We start from the raw sequence: 15,722 nt of genomic DNA, 5'->3' as shown, positions 1-15,722 counted from the left end.
GAAAGATGTCTAGTTCTGAAGCTGAGCGTCCATTGGTCGTCGAAAGTGCAGAAAAGAAGAGCTCGCAAAAAATCACTGACGAGTTGCCAGTCATTATTGGGTATCCGCTGAAAGCAGTGGCCTTTGCCATGAGGCAGATCGTTATGTTTGCCGGTTTCCTGATGGCTTTCACATTTGGGGCAGTCGTTGTCATCCGGTATGGATTTGGCGGTGATCTGTTTGCCTACGAAGAGTGGCTTTTGGGCATTAGCATCATCGGCTTTTTTGCAGGTGCTGTTCTGGCCTCTGCCCGCAACCTGCACATCAACGCGGACATTCTTGGCATTGTGATCCAAAACCCTCGGTTGATTTGGTGGCGCGGCTTTGTCGTCCTGACAGTCGAGGTGCTGGTGATCCTATTCCTCATGTACGCCTGCTATGTCTCGCTGCTTGATGACTTCTCATTCCCCCGGCTACGCGCAACCCCGGTGCTGCGCATTCCGTTTGTGACCTGGCGAATTGCGATCATGATTGCCTTTGGCCTCATGGCGACGTTCACGGCGGCATATCTGTACGTGCATATCCGCAAGGGGCTCGGGCTTCCCTTGAGATCAGAAATGCAAAAAGGAGAAACCCAATGATCATCGGAGGAAGTCTCCTTATCGTCTGCTTTATGCTGCTGTTGGGCGTCAGCGTTTATGTAGCATTCGGATCGGTTTTAATTTTCATCGCCCTTGTCGGAGATCAATCCATCACCGGCTACTTGCCCACCGGCTCTACAGGTATCCGCTCACTTGTACTTCTGGCGATCCCACTCTTCATGATCGCCGGAGGCATCATGGAGAAAGGTAAAATCGCGGCCCCTCTTGTCTCTCTGGCTGAAATGTTCATTGGCCATATCAAAGGAGGATTGAGCGCGGCTGGGGTGTTGGCCTGCGGTGTGTTTGGCTCCATTTCCGGTAGTGCCAATGCAACGCTGACCTGTATCGGCGGCATCATGATGCCCCACCTGAAAAAGGCCAACTATCCGGGTGGGCAATCGGCGGCTTTGATCGTTGCGGCCAGCCCCTTGGGTCTGTTGATCCCACCGAGTTCGTCTCACATCCTTTATGGCTGGGTTGCACAGCAGCACGTACTGAAGTGCTTTTTGTCCACGGTCATTCCGGCGATCATCCTGATCACTCTTTTGATCGTGGTTAATCAGTTCATGCTGCGGAAGTATGACGACATCAACCTAACGGAACGTCCTAAACCGTTCCTGCCGACATTCGGAGTTCAGACGCGCCTGGCCGGCCCGGCTTTAATGATGCCGCTGATCATTCTGGGCGGGATCTATGGCGGCATAATGACGCCAACCGAGGCTGCGGGTATCGCAGTGGTCTACTCGATCCCGATCGCGATTTACTTCTACCGTGGCCTGACCTGGAAAACACTGGCTCAGACCATCCAGAATTCCGGTGTTACGATTGGCGTGGTCATGGTCATGATCTTCATGGTTCTGATCGTGTCGGACAATTTGATCTCGCAGGGCGCCCCTCAGTTGGCCAAGGATCTGGTTTATTCCGTGTCGGACAATCCGGTCGTCATCCTTCTGATGATCAACGTCGTGATGATCCTGATCGGAATGCTCATGGATGATATCTCCGGTCTGCTTTTGGCGACTCCGATCTTGCTGCCCATCGCGCAGAGCACTGGTATGGACCCGATCCACTTTGCGGCTGTGATTGGCGTGAACCTGGGTATGGCGAACATCACCCCTCCAACTGCGCCGCTGCTTTACCTTGGAGCTCAGGTCTGTGATGAGCCGGTTTCGCGCATGTTGTGGCCGACTTTGATCTTCATTGTCTTTGCATGGCTTCCGACGCTGATGCTGACGACTTTTGTCCCAGAGTTGGCTCTCTTCCTGCCTGATCTCCTGCTCAGCCGGTAGTGGCAAGAAAGCGCAAATGCCTAAGACGAAATAGCACGCACCCCAACCTTACGGCTGGGGTGTCTGAGCGCCCTCCTAAAGATGAAGTGGGAGAGGCCAGTTCGCAGAAGAAAACTGAAAACCTAAATACGGAGGTTTAAAATGTACAAAAATATTCTAGTCGCGCTGTCTCTGGAGCATGGCATCAGTGAACACGCGCTTGCGGCGGCACATGCCCTTGTATCCGAAGGTGGAAAAATCACTGCCGCGCATATCCATGAGCCCCCAAATAGACAGATAATGTACTATATGGATGAAGGGATCGCAGAAAAATCTCTCCAAAAAGCAAAGGCGCGCTTGGCCGAGCGCCTAACAAGTGAGACCGACGTCTCGTCTATCTTGCTCGAGAGCCAATCGGCAGGTCGCGCAATCACCGAATACGCCAACAAACATGGTATCGACTGTATCGTCCTTGCTTCGCACAAACCTGGGATGAAAGAGTTCTTTTTGGGGTCAACAGCCGCTCTCGTCGTTCGACACGCTCAGTGTTCGGTGCATGTACTCCGTCTGTGACGCTGGCACCCGCAACATGTTAGCAACTTTGCCCTGTGAAATCTGCGGTGATAAGCACGTCTCACGGCGACCTAGGTCTAATTTTGGCGTACCTAAAGGAGTTTCACGTTACGGCATTTGGGGGGTAGGACTCGCAGCCGACCTCAGCGGCAACGCGGCATCTCGTGATATCCTCCTTCGTCAACGTCGGGTTGTCGTTGTGGGCGGAAATGGCGGAAAGGAGGATCAGTTATGGAAACACCGAACTTACCTGCCATTCGCGCGCTTCGCCCAGCTTGGAACAAGGGACGCATCGTCGGTCAGAAACGGCCGTTAAAACCCAAACACGTCTGGGCAATTCGAGTAAGATTGGAGCTCGCAAAGAACCATCGCGACCTCGCTCTCTTCAATATGGCCATCGACAGTAAGTTGCGCAGCTGTGATTTGGTTAAGATGAAAGTCGTTGACATCATGACCTCTGGTCAGATCAAGGAGCAGGCTTCGGTGCTGCAAAGCAAAACTCAGAAACCGGTCCGCTTCGAAATTTCTGAACGAACTCGGGCCTCTGTCGCGAAGTGGATGGAAGACGAGCTCATGGTTAGGTCCGAATACCTTTGGCCAGGGCGTTTCCATGATCGTTTACGAGGTAAATGCCTCGACTTCCTTGCGCTCTGAGAATTGAAGCAACGCCAGAAGCGGCGTAGCCAAGATGCCTAGGCCGACAACGGCCAGCGCAAACATCGCCAAAAAGACCATGAAGAACAGGCCAAGGCTCGCCACGACACAGGCCACAAGAAAGAGGCCCACACCAGCAGCAGCAGAGGTCACTTTGTTCAGATACGAATTCATGTCTTTGTCTCCAGTTTCATTTGTTGTGTTCATGAAACTGATATGTGGTTCGGGCTTCACGTCCGCCTGGGTCAAAACTTACAAACCTGCAAACTTGAGCGTCACCGTTAGCCCGTGAGGATCGGTTTGCGATAAAATCAGATCTGCGCCATGGCGATCTGCAACTGCACGGACGAGGGCGAGGCCTAAACCCGTACCCTCGCTTTGCCTTGTTGCGTCAAGACGGACCATGGGTTTTATGATCTCGGCGTATTTCTCTGACGCCACACCGGGGCCGTTGTCGGCGACACTAATGGTGCGACCACGTGCCGCCAGATTGATCTTGTCCCCACCATAGCGCATCGCGTTCTGTATGAGGTTTGCAACTGCCTGAACGAGCATCTGACGATCTGCGAAAACCGCTTCAGCGTCACTCGCATCAAATTGCAGCACTTTGCCTGCGTCCTCAATCACTGGGTCAAAGGTCACCGACAGGTCGGTCATCATGTCCGCCAAATCAACCGTTTCGAAACCATCTGTGCCGTGCGTGGCTTCGATCCGAGCTACCCGCATGATCGTATCGAAAATGCCAGACAAACGCTCTGCTTCTTCCATGGCTGCACTGCGTTCCTCTCCTTCAGGCAAGCTTTCAAGTCGAGACCGCAGGCGCGCCAGTGGGGTGCGAAGGTCATGTGCTAAATTCGCGCTGAGATGGCGGGTCTGGGCGACCAGCCGCTCCAACTCGGCGGCAGTCAAATCCACCTGACTTGCCATGTCGTCGAGGTCATCCTTGTTCCGCGTTATCTCCGTGCGCGCGCTGAGGTCGCCAGAGGCCAGCGCCGAAAGCGTGCTGTTGATCCGCTTGAGACGTCGCTGGGCGAAGATACCGGTGGCAAACCCAACGACCAATGTCAGAACAATCATTGTCAACATCGTGGTCCATAGAACACTGCCTAGGAGTTCAAACGCATCCTCCGCGTCATCAAGCGGAACAGCCGCCATGACTGGCGCGCCATTACTGTCGGTATCTACAAGAACGCGCCAGGCTTCGGATTCTCGAAAATCTTGGGACAGCTCCACCGTCCCCCCGCCGCGCGCAACCACACGCTGAAAAGCAATTGGCAGATCTTCGAGATCATCTGGGTGACGCAAGATGACGCCAAACCGGTCCCCGCGCGCACCCTCAAGGGCCGAGGCCTTTGCCAGCGCATCCAGCGTCGTATCGATACGGCGTTCGAACACATCCGACCCAACCGCAATCGCGATATAGGCTGCGGTAGCCATGCAAAACGCGAAGATGGCTGACAATATCAGCGCCAGCCGCAAGGTCGAGGAGCGGCGAAGCCAAGTCAGATTACCGGCCAAAGACATAGCCTTCTCCACGACGGGTTCGGATCAGCGGTGCGTCAAACGGCTTGTCGATTTTGGTGCGCAACCGGCTTATATGGGTCTCTATGACACTTGTGGTCGGATCAAAACTCATACCCCAGACCTGTTCCAGCAGCATCGTGCGTGTAACCAATCGCCCCGGTCTGCGCATCAAGTATTCCAGAAGTCTAAACTCCTTGGCCAATAGCTCAATCTGTTGATCCTGGCGTTTGCAGGTTCGCGCCAGAAGATCGAGACTCAAATCCCCATGGCGCAAGACCGTGGCTTCTGCCTGTCTCGCCTCCATGCCTTCACGGCGGCGGCCCAAAGCGCCCACGCGGGCCGAGAGTTCGGCAAAGGCGAAAGGTTTCGTAAGATAGTCATCGCCCCCAGCATCAAAGCCTTCGACTCGGGCGTCGACCTCACCCAAAGCCGTTAGAAAAAGCGCGGGGGTGGTATTCTTCGACGCGCGCAAGGATTTCAGAACCGCCAACCCATCGAGGCCCGGTACCATGCGGTCCAGAATTAGAAGATCGTACTCCTGGGCCATTGCCGCCATCAAAGCGTCTTTGCCATCGTCGAAATGGTCGATGACGTGACCTTCTTCGCGCAGGCCGTTGGTGACCCAAGACCCCAGTTGGCTGTCATCTTCCAGAAACAAAATTCGCATGTGTACCCTTACCGTCACGTGTTCAGAGGCCACTCTAGTGAGCGACCTCCGAATTGGCCAATTATTCGCAGCGTGGCCGAGACCTATGTCTCATCTTCATCGTTGTCGTCATCATCGTCTTCATCTTCAGCCTCAACTTCAATTACTGCACCGGTGTCGGCGGCAATCTCGACTTCAAACTCTTGACCACTTGCATCCAGGATTTCGACCTCATAAATCAACATCCCGTCTTCGTTTTCTAGTTCCGCTTCCCGGACCTCACCGGACACTTCCTGAAGCGCGATTTCAATGGCCTGCTGCATAGCGAGTCCCGTCACCTCTGCGGTGCTTTGTGCCGAAACCGAACCGACGACAGCTCCTGAAAGAGCCAGACCTGCCAGAGCGCCGAGCGCTGCGGTTTTCTTGTTCATGTTTTCTCTCCATCGTTTTGTTGTTTGAAGGCTCTATTGCCTTCCGATGAGATCAACATGGGCGCCGCGCTTTGCTGGAAGATGCGGCGAAGTTTACAATTTTGTAAGCTGACGATCCCGCGCATTCCTATCCAACACTAGGTCGATATCTAGCTGGCGAGCCACATACTCGTTTTCCCATCCTGAGTTTAGGCGAGTTTTGTACGTTGCAGTGAGTGTTTGGGAAGCAGGCTGCGACTGCAATAAATATTCCCAGTCGCTTCAGGTCGGCTCCGAGCCGACCGCTAAAATTTGCAAAGTCCGCTTTGTTGCGCATTGCCGTCATTCGGACATCGCGCAGCATCGTTCAAAATGGGCTCTTAGCAGTCATTTTCCGCAGTCACACATCCAGTTAGTATGAATTGTCAATTGCTGAAGCAATTGAGATCTAGAGCGTTTGGGCTGCCTTCATGGGCGGCCCCAACCGGACATCCAGCTAAACTAAGATTGCTGCGCCGCGGCTTTCTGCGAAGTGAACATTGATCCAGACAGGGTAAGAGCGGTTGGGAATACTGACGAGCTCGTTTGGTGGCGCCAAGGCGAACTCATCCAAGCAGTTCTCGTATCGCCGTTGGGCGCGTTTGTGGCTTGTTCCAGGAAGTGTTGTTTTAGAGAGCCAAATTTTATTAGAGCTCTCCGGTACAAAGGTTTACAAATTGGTTCCAAAAACCTGATTTCGGGTAAGATCTGTCAACTTAATGTAAACTTAGTGTAAACCTTTAGGCTAGAAATCGGCTGTTTTGAGGGGTGAAAGGTTTACATTCCTTCGATCCCGGGCTGAGTGATGAAAACCTTTGTCAACCTGATGCAACCTTTGAGGTTGATGCGGGACCCGGCGAGGCAAGTCGGACCAGCCATTCTTCGCCGCGGTGCCGATGCTGTTTACTTCATAGCTCTGCGAGCTACGCAGAGGTGACGTAGAAGCCGCACCCGCCGCAACGTAGGCTCAGGATCGCTTCCGTTGCTTACGTCACGTAGGAAGCGCAACCAGGCGCGCTCATTCAATGTCAGGTCGTCTTTCTGGTCATACATGGCACCTACCTTCCGAACTTGGTCATGATCGCCGTCTCTAACCGACTGGTCAGTCGAGGATCGGTGTTGTTGGAGGCCTTGCGTATTGCTTTCAGCCAGCCAAGTTCATTCGACGTGACAGGTTCTTCGAACACTTCGACAACTGCCTCGGCTGCAGTCAGGCCGATCGACTGCTCAATTGCGAGGCGCATAAGGTAGGCGGCGTCACATTCCAAAGCTTTCGCTAAAGCCGGGACGCGATCTAATGCCACCTTGGAACTACCTTGCTTGATCATCGTGATCATGTTCGAGCTGACTTATCCCACCTGCGCTGCGATCTCGGCCTGGCTCTTGGTCGGTTTCAGTTCGAGCACTCTCCGTTCGACATACTTCGCCATCCGGGAATCTCCATACGGTTTTTTGGTCATTGTTACCCTCTGTAAAGTGACGTAACACACGCTGCATGTCTTTGATATAGCGATGTTCTGGATGGGAATGCGCGGCGGGAACGCTCGAAATCATGGGAATTATCAAAGCTGACAGATGCTCTCTGACGGTCTCTTGATGCCCCTGCGCCCAAATTGCGTAACCAAACTGCAACATCAGGAGGAATTTCCAGGAATTTTCTGTATCCCACCGGCTCGTTGCTATAGCCAAACCATGAGAGTTGATCTGGACAAACTGAAGGTTGCATACAGCAAAGCGGCTGCATTGGTCATTGAAGACCCGGTTTATCTGCCCTTCTTCGAGCGGATCGAGCACGAGATCGCTCTCTTTGAAAGGCGGGATGACGCAATCCAACGGGCCAAAGCCAACGCTGAGCGCTACAAAGCCGTCGCTTGAATGAGCGCTTTCAAGTGTTCCAGGCTAGCACCCTTGCCATACATTTCGCGATCAAGCGCATGCCCCATCAGATCTCTCCGGATGCGTTCATCACCCCCCGCAGCCAGCATGCGATCCTCGAAACTGCGTCGCAGGCCGTAGAGTGTGTGCTTCGATGTTTCCAACAAGTCATTCTCGCGCATGAATTTGTTTACAGTAGCCGATGAGCTGGCTGAGCTGTCCGTGTAACGAGGGAAGCCATGTGGGCAAGCGCGCATGGCTTCCAGGCTGACCCCGCAGAGTGGTATCAACCGCCGTGCATTTGCACTCTTAAGTTGGCGCTCGACCGGTTCGATGGAAATATGCGGCGCGTTGCCGTCGAGGCGAATCTGGGAAGCTGTTAACGCGGCAAGTTCGCTCGGACGGGCACCCGTATTGACCATGGCAAGCAAAACGCATAGCGCGTCCTTGTTGAGACCATCTAGAGCGCCCGGCGCCAAGATATTGTCTTTGATCCAATCTTCTGAAAATGGGGGCTTCGGTTCGGCTTCCCCTTCTTTGAAACTGAGATAGGTCAAGGGAAAAACCAGATTCAAACGCTTCATCTTGTTTACGGTCTTCAGGACGGCGCCGAGATGAATGAGATCTTTGTTCGCGCTGCCAGGTGACAGGCCCTCGTTCTCGATCCTATCCAGCCACCAGGCGCGGAAATCGAGCATGTCATCACCAGTGATCTGGGAAATGAGCTTGTTACCAACGACCGACACAAAGGTCTTGATGGCCTTCTTCCGAGGGTTCTTCCACTTGCGGACCTGATCAACGCATTTGCCGATGGTCTTCTCGCGCACCAAGTCCCAATAAAGTTCCAAAGCTCGCGTGACAGTAATCTCAGACTCTTTGGCACCACCAAGGAGTGCTGCTGCTTCCTTGAGATCCGGCTTGCCTCTGTAAACTGAAACTGCGTCGATCCGATCCAAGAGCCCACCAGTGGGCAACTTAGCGACCTTGTCGATACGCATGTAGCGGAAGCCACGCGCCTCTGGGAGTTCACGAGCTGCTTCGAACCTTTGCTCTGCATCCGATGTGTCTCCGGCCAGCTTGGCCTCCCAGCCAGCGACCAACTGTTCCCATGCAGGACCTGCTTTCGATTGTGCTTCGGACATGCTGTCCATGTGCAGAGACAACCAAATGAACTTGCGCGGCTCTACCCATTCATATCTTTTGGGGACCCTCTTATAGAGCGAGAGCTTCTTTCCACGGGGTTTGATTGCCGTCGTTAGCTCAATGCCTAACGGGCAATGTACAGAAAATTGTATAGCAAAATTGAATCTTGAGGGTATTTTCCCAGATGTAGAACTTTGAAAATTATTTCACAATCGACAACTTAAATATAGTTGCCATGTAGTGTGGGTGGCGGAGACGAAGGGATTCGAACCCTCGAGACGGTTTCCCGCCTACTCCCTTAGCAGGGGAGCGCCTTCGACCACTCGGCCACGTCTCCGCCGACGGGTATATCCTTGCAAGCGACGGGAATACAAGGCGAAATATGTGTTTTGTGAGCGGAGTTGGCAAATTTGCTGAAGCCGTTGAAATCATGGTGAAACCCGGTCGATTCTTGCGGGTTTAGCGTCGTCAGCGCTGAGAATTATTCCATACGAAGTCGGGAAGCGCCTGGGCAGTTCCAGCCCGTTATACACATCCCCACGTCGCGAATCCCGGTTGTGGGATTCACCGCACCATGCGGGCGGGTGTAGGCGGGCTATTCCAGTGAGACCCACAGCACCGTCGCGTCTGCCTCGCTGGTTGAAATGCAGCCATGCCCCATGCCGCTGTCGTAATACAGAGAGTCCCCCGCCTTCATCGGCAACGGGCGATAATGTTCGGAAATAAAAATCAGCTCTCCGCTTATGACATACATGAATTCCTCACCGGAATGGCGGATCCAGGTCTCGAACTCGGAAATGTCCCGGGCTTTGATGGTTGCGATATAGGGCAGCATTCGTTTGCTGGTCAGGTCAGAGCACAGCAATTCGTGCAGATAGGTTGGCGTATCACGGAATTCGCCCTGCCCCTTTGGTGTAAAATCACGCCGACCAGAGATCCCCGATTGCCCCGATTGCAAAAACAGTTGGGGCGTATTCATTTCCAGCGCCTGCGTCAGCCGCCGAACGATGTCGAAACTGGGCCGTGTCTGATTGTTCTCAATCTTGGACAGGGTGGAACGACCGATACCGGCGGCACGACCCGCCTCTTCCAGCGTCCAGCCTTTTGCGCGGCGCGCATCGCGAATGGAACGACCCAGGGCCGCGCCCTCGTCCTGATCCTCCTGTCCGACCGCGTCAATCCGGTGTTCCTCTGCCATCAAAATCTCCGTGTTTTACCGAAGGTTACCGATATCCCCTTGGTCGCACAACTTCACAAATACGAGATATATGTTGCCTTATGTACGCAAATTCCACTATAGGAAACAAAATTTCGTACTGAGGATTCGGTGCTGTTGGAGGAGAACATGTTCAAAACGCCGCTTATTGAAGCTGATCCGGTTATCGCTGCGTCGATTGCGCGTGAAGGCACACGACAGGCCGAGCAGATCGAATTGATTGCATCCGAGAACATCGTCTCTCAGGCGGTGATTGACGCGCAGGGTTCCGTGCTGACCAACAAATATGCCGAAGGGTATCCCGGTCGCCGGTATTACGGCGGATGCGAATTTGTGGACGAGGTGGAGGCCGAAGCGATTGCACGGCTGAAGCAGTTGTTCGGCTGCGAATATGCCAATGTGCAGCCGCATTCCGGCGCTCAGGCGAACGGTGCGGTCAAACTGGCGCTTTTGAGCCCCGGCGACACCATTCTGGGCATGTCGCTGGATGCGGGTGGGCATTTGACCCATGGCGCAAAGCCCGCGCAGTCCGGAAAATGGTTCCGCCCCATTCAGTATGGCCTGACCGATGAGGGCCTGATCGACTATGATCAGGTCGAAGCTTTGGCCAAAGCCGAAAAGCCTAAGATGATTATTGCGGGCGCGTCGGCCTATTCGCAAAAGATCGACTTCGCCCGCTTTCGCGCAATTGCGGATGAAGTTGGCGCCCGGTTGTTGGCAGATATGGCCCATATTGCCGGGCTGGTCGCAACCGGGCTGCACCCCTCGCCGGTCGGCCACGCCCATGTGGTGACGTCCACCACGCATAAGACCCTGCGCGGCCCGCGCGGCGGGATCATCCTGACCAATGACGAGGCGCTGGCGAAAAAGATCAACTCAGCCGTGTTCCCCGGCCTGCAGGGCGGCCCCCTGATGCATGTGATCGCCGGCAAAGCTGTTGCGTTTGGCGAGGCCCTGAAGCCGGATTTCAAAGACTATATCCAGCGTGTGGTCGACAGCGCATTGGCTCTGGCCAATGTCATGATGGCGCGCGGCTGTGACATCGTCTCGGGCGGGACCGAGAACCACCTGATGCTGGTTGACCTGCGCCCGATCGGTGTCACTGGCAAGGACGCCGAAGCCGCGCTGGAACGCGCCGGGTTCACCTGCAACAAGAACAGTGTGCCGGGTGATCCCGAGAAACCTACCGTCACCAGCGGCATCAGATTGGGCACCGCCGCCGGATGCAGCCGCGGCTTCGGCCCGGAGGAGTTCAAGCAGATTGGCCACCTGATCGGTGACGTACTGGACGCGCTGGCGCAGTCGCCCGAAGGCGATGAAGCGGTCGAAAAGGCAACCCGAGAAAAAGTCCGCGCCCTCTGCGCAAGCCACCCGATCTACTGAAAGACTCCAAAATGACTTATGACCTTATCGTCATTGGCGGCGGCCCGGGCGGCTATGTTGCGGCCATCCGCGCGGCCCAACTGGGGCTGAAAGTGGCCTGCGTCGAAGGGCGCGGGGCGCTTGGCGGAACCTGTCTGAATGTGGGGTGCATCCCCTCCAAAGCGTTGCTGACCTCCTCGGCCAAATATGCCGAACTTGCGCATCTCTCCTCCCACGGCATTGCGGTCGAGGGGGCCAGCATCGATCTGGGCGCGATGATGGGACGCAAGGACAAGATCGTCGGTGATCTGACGAAAGGCATCGGCTTTCTGTTCAAGAAAAACGGCGTCGATCTGATCGAAGGCTGGGCCAGCATTCTCGCCGCTGGTCAGGTGAAAGTCGGCGAAGACATCCATGAGGCCACGAACATTCTGATCGCGACCGGGTCCGAGCCGACATCGCTGCCGGGGATCGAGATCGACGAGCAGGACATCCTGAGCTCAACCGGCGCGCTGGCCATGGACACCGTGCCGGACCATCTGGTCGTGGTCGGTGCCGGGGTGATCGGTCTGGAACTCGGTCAGGTCTGGGCGCGCCTGGGGGCCAGGGTCACCGTTGTCGAATACCTCGACCGCGTTCTGCCCGGCATTGACGGAGAAATCGCAAAGCTGGCGCAGCGCGCCCTGTCCAAGCGCGGCCTGAAGTTCCAGCTGGGCCGGGCGCTGAAATCCGTCGTCAAATCTGAATCCGGTTTGACACTGACACTGGATCGGGTCGGCAAAGACAAGGAAGAGGTGATCGAGGCCGACAAGGTCCTGATCGCTGTCGGACGCCGCCCGGTGACGCGCGGGCTGGGGCTGGAAGATCTAGGGGTGGCTCTGGACCCGCGCGGATTTATTCAGGTTGACGGCGCCTTCCAGACTTCGGTTCCCGGCATCTACGCCATCGGCGATTGCGTACCCGGCCCGATGCTGGCGCACAAGGCCGAAGAGGACGGCGTGGCCTGTGTCGAAACCCTGGCAGGTCAGACCGGCCATGTGGACTACAACACCGTGCCGGGCGTCGTTTACACCGACCCCGAGGTCGCCTCGGTCGGTCAGACCGAAGAGATGCTGAAAGAGACCGGGACCGAATATACGGTTGGCAAGTTTGCCTTCATGGCCAACTCGCGCGCGCGCTCCACCGGAGACACCGACGGCGCGGTAAAGGTCCTGGCGGGCGCAGACGGCAAAATCCTTGGCGCACATATCTGCGGTGCCCATGGCGGCGATTTGATCGCCGAGCTGGTTCTGGCCATGACCAAAGGCGCAACTGTCGCCGAGGTCGCAGCCACCTGTCACGCGCATCCGGCCATGGGTGAGGCGGTGAAGGAAGCCTGCCTCGACGCCCTGGGCCGCGCGATCCACGCATAAGGGAAGACAGCCAGATGACCATCCAGCTTCGCCCCCGCCACCCCGAAAAGGCCAGAAAGGCCGACAGTGCCATCCCGCGCAAGCCCAAGTGGATTCGCCGCAAAAAGATCGATAGCGCGGAATATTACGAGACCCACCGCCTGATGCGCGAGCATAATCTGGCGACGGTCTGCGAAGAGGCCGCCTGCCCCAATATCGGCGAATGCTGGTCCAAGCGCCACGCCACCATGATGATCATGGGCGAGGTCTGCACGCGCGGCTGTTCTTTCTGCAACGTCACCACAGGGCGCCCTGATGCGCTGGACGTGTTCGAACCGGGTCGGGTTGCGGCGGCGGTCAAGAAGCTGGGCCTGCGCCATGTGGTGATCACCTCGGTGGACCGTGATGATCTGGCTGATGGTGGGGCCGAGCATATCGCCCAGACCATCCGCGCCGTGCGCCATCAGAACCCCGGTACCACGGTCGAAGTGCTGACCCCCGATTTTCTCGGCAAGGGCGACGCGGCAGATGTTGTGTTCGACGCCGCGCCGGACGTGTTCAACCACAATCTTGAAACCGTCCCGCACCTGTACCCGACCGTGCGCCCCGGCGCGCGGTATTACACCTCGCTGCGCCTACTGGATGATGCCAAGCGCGCCAATCCCGAAATTTTCACCAAGTCCGGCCTGATGGTCGGGCTTGGCGAAAGCCTGAACGATATTCGCCAGGTCATGGATGACTTGCGTGCGGCGCAGGTCGAATTTCTGACCGTTGGTCAGTATCTGCAACCGACCCCGAAACACCATCCAATCGACCGGTTCTGGACACCGGCGGAGTTTGCCCAACTGGAACAGATCGCGCGTTCCAAGGGCTTCTTGCACGTGTCGGCGACCCCGCTGACCCGTTCGTCGTTCCACGCGGACGAAGACTTTGCCGCCCTCAGGCAAGCTCGCCAGCAGGCGATTGCCACCGGGGCATAAACCAGACGCACTAGGGAGGAATACCATGGAAGCGTTAAATTCAATCGTAGGGGCCATCAATGGCGTCGTGTGGGGACCGCTGATGCTGGTCCTCATCCTTGGCGTCGGCTTTTTCCTGCAGGTGGGGCTGAAATTCATGCCGATCCTGCGGATTGGCACGGGCTTCAGCCTGCTGTTCAAAGGCCGTGAGGGTCAGGGCGAAGGGCAGATCAGCCCGTTCAACGCGCTGATGACCTCGCTGTCGGCGACCATCGGTACAGGCAACATCGCCGGTGTGGCCACTGCTGTCTTCCTGGGCGGTCCGGGCGCCTTGTTCTGGATGTGGATGACCGCCCTGGTGGGCATGGCCACCAAATATGCCGAAGCTGTCTGCGCGGTGAAATACCGCGAAAAGGACGAGCTGGGCAACTTCGTCGGTGGCCCGATGTACTACATTAAGAACGGCCTCGGTGCGAAATGGGCCTGGCTAGGCGTTGCGTTCGCCCTGTTCGGTGCAATCGCGGCTTTCGGCATCGGCAACGGTGTGCAGGCCAACGGTGTGGCTCAGGTTCTGGAATCGAACTTCGGCGTGAACACTTCGGTCACCGGCATTGTTCTGATGGTCCTGACCGCAGCCGTTATTCTGGGTGGCATCACCCGTATCGGTGCGGTTGCCGGTAAACTGGTTCCGTTTATGGCGATTGCCTATATCATTGCCGGTCTGCTGGTTCTGCTGATCAATATCGCTGAAATCGGCAACGCGCTGTCGCTGGTCTTCACCTATGCCTTCACCCCGTCGGCGGCCGAAGGTGGTTTCGCGGGCGCCGCCGTCTGGGCCGCCATCCGCTTTGGTGTGGCACGCGGCGTGTTCTCGAACGAGGCGGGTCTGGGGTCTGCTCCGATCGCACACGCAGCGGCCGAGACCAAAGGTCCGGTCAACCAGGGCCTGATCGCGATGCTGGGCACGTTCATCGACACAATCATCGTCTGCTCGATCACCGGTCTGGCGATCATCGCGTCGGGCGCATGGACTTCGGGTGAATCCGGTGCGGCGCTGACCTCGCTGGCCTTTGCAAACTCGCTTCCGGGCGGTGGTCACCTGATCGCAATCGCGCTGTCGATCTTCGCCTTCACCACCATCCTTGGCTGGTCGTTCTACGGCGAAAAATGCGTCGAGTTCCTGCTGGGCGTCAAATCCCTGATGCCGTACCGCGTGCTGTGGATCGTTGCGATCTACTTCGGCGCAACCGCGGATCTGGGCTTCATCTGGCTGCTGGCGGACACGCTGAACGCCATGATGGCCATCCCGAACCTGATCGCTCTGGCCTTGCTGAGCCCGATCGTCTTCAAACTGACGAAAGAGTTCTTCGCCTCGGGCGGCCAGTCCGAAGAACCTGGCGGCACACCCGCCGAGTAATCCGGGCAATGACTGAAACGGGGGGCCATCCCGGCCCCCCGGACTTTGAACAGAATCCCAATTCTCGAAGGAGAGGCGTGATGGCCACGAAAATCCTGCTGCCGATTGATCACACTGACGACCGTTCATGGAAACAGGCCCTGCCGGTCGCTTTGGAACAGGCGAAATTCTACGGGGCGGAACTGCACACGGTCGCCGTCATCCCCGAGATCATTCAATTACCGAACCTGCCCGCCAATTATGGCGCTGGCGCCAAAGAGCATGTACGGGGCGCGATTCAAGCCATTCTGGATCACGGCAATGCCTCAGACGTGTCGGTTCACGTCGAAGAAGGCAGCGTCTACCGCGAAATTCTGAAGCTCGCTTACAAAGAGGGCTTTGACCTGATCGTCATGGCATCGACCAAAGGCGACTTTCCGAATTATGAGATCGGCCCGAACCTGGCCCGTGTCGTGCGCAACGCGCATTGCACCGTTATGGTCGTTCGCGACCAGTCCCGCTGATTGAAAGGATGATGAAATGACCGACGTTAAACGCACCCCACTTCATTCGTTGCATGTTGAGTTGGGGGGTAAGCTGGTTGATTTTGCGGGATGGGAGATGCCTGTTCAGTATCCTTTGGGGA

16 protein-coding genes, 1 tRNA gene and 1 pseudogene are annotated in these 15,722 nt (G+C 56.3%); 10 read left to right on the top strand and 8 right to left on the bottom strand.

The genetic code is table 11. The features are described 5' to 3' along the window. Positions 1–5 precede the first annotated feature (5 nt). The 4 genes and pseudogenes from ACR0D8_RS00090 to ACR0D8_RS00075 all read left to right on the top strand — a co-directional run. Positions 6–620, top strand: a complete 615-nt coding sequence (locus ACR0D8_RS00090; RefSeq protein ID WP_480468882.1) for a TRAP transporter small permease — start codon at positions 6–8, stop codon at positions 618–620. After that, complete coding sequence (locus tag ACR0D8_RS00085) at positions 617–1,909, top strand: TRAP transporter large permease (protein ID WP_480643810.1); 1,293 nt, start codon at positions 617–619, stop codon at positions 1,907–1,909. The genes ACR0D8_RS00090 and ACR0D8_RS00085 overlap by 4 nt, the downstream gene beginning before the upstream one ends. 141 nt (positions 1,910–2,050) lie before the next feature. After that, positions 2,051–2,461 carry a universal stress protein gene (locus ACR0D8_RS00080; RefSeq protein ID WP_171176310.1) on the top strand — a complete coding sequence of 137 codons (411 nt, stop codon included), beginning with the start codon at positions 2,051–2,053 and terminating at the stop codon, positions 2,459–2,461. 231 nt (positions 2,462–2,692) lie between these two features. After that, a pseudogene (locus ACR0D8_RS00075) lies at positions 2,693–3,082 on the top strand (site-specific integrase); the annotation flags it as partial. Here ACR0D8_RS00075 and ACR0D8_RS00070 read toward each other — a convergent pair. The 5 genes from ACR0D8_RS00070 to ACR0D8_RS00050 form a co-directional block, all read right to left on the bottom strand. Then, a complete protein-coding gene (locus ACR0D8_RS00070; protein WP_480643809.1) occupies positions 3,080–3,289 on the bottom strand; it encodes a hypothetical protein in 210 nt (69 codons plus the stop codon). The pseudogene ACR0D8_RS00075 and the gene ACR0D8_RS00070 sit on opposite strands and share 3 nt — an antisense overlap. A 78-nt stretch (positions 3,290–3,367) precedes the next feature. Then, positions 3,368–4,639: a sensor histidine kinase gene (locus ACR0D8_RS00065; protein WP_480643807.1), complete on the bottom strand. Its 1,272-nt coding sequence runs from the start codon at positions 4,637–4,639 to the stop codon at positions 3,368–3,370. Continuing rightward, the gene (locus ACR0D8_RS00060; RefSeq protein WP_480643806.1) at positions 4,623–5,306 is read right to left on the bottom strand and encodes a winged helix-turn-helix domain-containing protein; all 684 of its coding nucleotides are present in this window, start codon (positions 5,304–5,306) and stop codon (positions 4,623–4,625) included. The genes ACR0D8_RS00065 and ACR0D8_RS00060 overlap by 17 nt, the downstream gene beginning before the upstream one ends. 83 nt (positions 5,307–5,389) lie before the next feature. Then, on the bottom strand, positions 5,390–5,716 hold the full coding sequence (locus tag ACR0D8_RS00055; RefSeq protein WP_480643804.1) for a PepSY domain-containing protein: 327 nt from the start codon (positions 5,714–5,716) through the stop codon (positions 5,390–5,392). Between the two features lie 1,076 nt (positions 5,717–6,792). Then, positions 6,793–7,071 carry a hypothetical protein gene (locus ACR0D8_RS00050; protein ID WP_480643802.1) on the bottom strand — a complete coding sequence of 93 codons (279 nt, stop codon included), beginning with the start codon at positions 7,069–7,071 and terminating at the stop codon, positions 6,793–6,795. A 259-nt stretch (positions 7,072–7,330) separates the two neighbouring features. Here ACR0D8_RS00050 and ACR0D8_RS00045 point away from each other — a divergent pair, with 259 nt between their 5' ends. Further along, positions 7,331–7,609, top strand: a complete 279-nt coding sequence (locus ACR0D8_RS00045; protein WP_480643800.1) for a hypothetical protein — start codon at positions 7,331–7,333, stop codon at positions 7,607–7,609. On the opposite strand, the gene ACR0D8_RS00040 is transcribed toward ACR0D8_RS00045, so the two are convergent. The 3 genes from ACR0D8_RS00040 to ACR0D8_RS00030 all read right to left on the bottom strand — a co-directional run bounded on the left by ACR0D8_RS00040 (position 7,591) and on the right by ACR0D8_RS00030 (position 9,950). Further along, positions 7,591–8,751 carry an integrase gene (locus tag ACR0D8_RS00040; protein ID WP_480643799.1) on the bottom strand — a complete coding sequence of 387 codons (1,161 nt, stop codon included), beginning with the start codon at positions 8,749–8,751 and terminating at the stop codon, positions 7,591–7,593. The genes ACR0D8_RS00045 and ACR0D8_RS00040 overlap by 19 nt on opposite strands. A 248-nt stretch (positions 8,752–8,999) precedes the next feature. Further along, positions 9,000–9,089 (bottom strand) — tRNA-Ser (locus ACR0D8_RS00035). A 258-nt stretch (positions 9,090–9,347) separates the two neighbouring features. Beyond that, positions 9,348–9,950 carry a helix-turn-helix domain-containing protein gene (locus ACR0D8_RS00030; protein ID WP_480643798.1) on the bottom strand — a complete coding sequence of 201 codons (603 nt, stop codon included), beginning with the start codon at positions 9,948–9,950 and terminating at the stop codon, positions 9,348–9,350. Positions 9,951–10,097: 147 nt separating this feature from the next. On the opposite strand from ACR0D8_RS00030, the gene glyA reads away from it, so the two are divergent. The 5 genes from glyA (at position 10,098) to ACR0D8_RS00005 (ending at position 15,600) form a co-directional block, all read left to right on the top strand. After that, positions 10,098–11,351: a serine hydroxymethyltransferase gene (gene glyA / locus ACR0D8_RS00025; RefSeq protein WP_480643797.1), complete on the top strand. Its 1,254-nt coding sequence runs from the start codon at positions 10,098–10,100 to the stop codon at positions 11,349–11,351. 11 nt (positions 11,352–11,362) lie between these two features. After that, the gene (gene lpdA, locus ACR0D8_RS00020; protein ID WP_480643796.1) at positions 11,363–12,742 is read left to right on the top strand and encodes a dihydrolipoyl dehydrogenase; all 1,380 of its coding nucleotides are present in this window, start codon (positions 11,363–11,365) and stop codon (positions 12,740–12,742) included. Between the two features lie 14 nt (positions 12,743–12,756). Continuing rightward, positions 12,757–13,701, top strand: coding sequence for a lipoyl synthase (lipA, locus tag ACR0D8_RS00015; protein WP_480643795.1), 945 nt, complete (start codon positions 12,757–12,759; stop codon positions 13,699–13,701). A gap of 25 nt (positions 13,702–13,726) precedes the next feature. Further along, entirely contained in the window at positions 13,727–15,097 is a 1,371-nt protein-coding gene (locus ACR0D8_RS00010) for an alanine/glycine:cation symporter family protein (protein WP_475163306.1), read from the top strand. Positions 15,098–15,177: 80 nt separating this feature from the next. Further along, positions 15,178–15,600 carry a universal stress protein gene (locus tag ACR0D8_RS00005; protein WP_480643793.1) on the top strand — a complete coding sequence of 141 codons (423 nt, stop codon included), beginning with the start codon at positions 15,178–15,180 and terminating at the stop codon, positions 15,598–15,600. Positions 15,601–15,722: the final 122 nt, after the last annotated feature.

The organism is Ruegeria sp. BG10 (genome assembly GCF_056538575.1).
This window is presented reverse-complemented; position numbering and strand designations above follow the sequence as displayed.

Excerpts from the sequence above, each read along its gene's own strand:
- ACR0D8_RS00090 (WP_480468882.1), top strand. The coding sequence starts at position 6 with ATGTCTAGTTCTGAAGCTGAGCGTCCATTGGTCGTCGAAAGTGCAGAA.
- ACR0D8_RS00005 (WP_480643793.1), top strand. The coding sequence starts at position 15,178 with ATGGCCACGAAAATCCTGCTGCCGATTGATCACACTGACGACCGTTCA.
- ACR0D8_RS00010 (WP_475163306.1), top strand. The coding sequence starts at position 13,727 with ATGGAAGCGTTAAATTCAATCGTAGGGGCCATCAATGGCGTCGTGTGG.
- glyA (WP_480643797.1), top strand. The coding sequence starts at position 10,098 with ATGTTCAAAACGCCGCTTATTGAAGCTGATCCGGTTATCGCTGCGTCG.
- lpdA (WP_480643796.1), top strand. The coding sequence starts at position 11,363 with ATGACTTATGACCTTATCGTCATTGGCGGCGGCCCGGGCGGCTATGTT.
- lipA (WP_480643795.1), top strand. The coding sequence starts at position 12,757 with ATGACCATCCAGCTTCGCCCCCGCCACCCCGAAAAGGCCAGAAAGGCC.
- ACR0D8_RS00050 (WP_480643802.1), bottom strand. The coding sequence starts at position 7,071 with ATGATCACGATGATCAAGCAAGGTAGTTCCAAGGTGGCATTAGATCGC.
- ACR0D8_RS00060 (WP_480643806.1), bottom strand. The coding sequence starts at position 5,306 with ATGCGAATTTTGTTTCTGGAAGATGACAGCCAACTGGGGTCTTGGGTC.
- ACR0D8_RS00040 (WP_480643799.1), bottom strand. The coding sequence starts at position 8,751 with ATGTCCGAAGCACAATCGAAAGCAGGTCCTGCATGGGAACAGTTGGTC.
- ACR0D8_RS00065 (WP_480643807.1), bottom strand. The coding sequence starts at position 4,639 with ATGTCTTTGGCCGGTAATCTGACTTGGCTTCGCCGCTCCTCGACCTTG.
- ACR0D8_RS00055 (WP_480643804.1), bottom strand. The coding sequence starts at position 5,716 with ATGAACAAGAAAACCGCAGCGCTCGGCGCTCTGGCAGGTCTGGCTCTT.
- ACR0D8_RS00080 (WP_171176310.1), top strand. The coding sequence starts at position 2,051 with ATGTACAAAAATATTCTAGTCGCGCTGTCTCTGGAGCATGGCATCAGT.
- ACR0D8_RS00085 (WP_480643810.1), top strand. The coding sequence starts at position 617 with ATGATCATCGGAGGAAGTCTCCTTATCGTCTGCTTTATGCTGCTGTTG.
- ACR0D8_RS00030 (WP_480643798.1), bottom strand. The coding sequence starts at position 9,950 with ATGGCAGAGGAACACCGGATTGACGCGGTCGGACAGGAGGATCAGGAC.
- ACR0D8_RS00070 (WP_480643809.1), bottom strand. The coding sequence starts at position 3,289 with ATGAATTCGTATCTGAACAAAGTGACCTCTGCTGCTGCTGGTGTGGGC.
- ACR0D8_RS00045 (WP_480643800.1), top strand. The coding sequence starts at position 7,331 with ATGCCCCTGCGCCCAAATTGCGTAACCAAACTGCAACATCAGGAGGAA.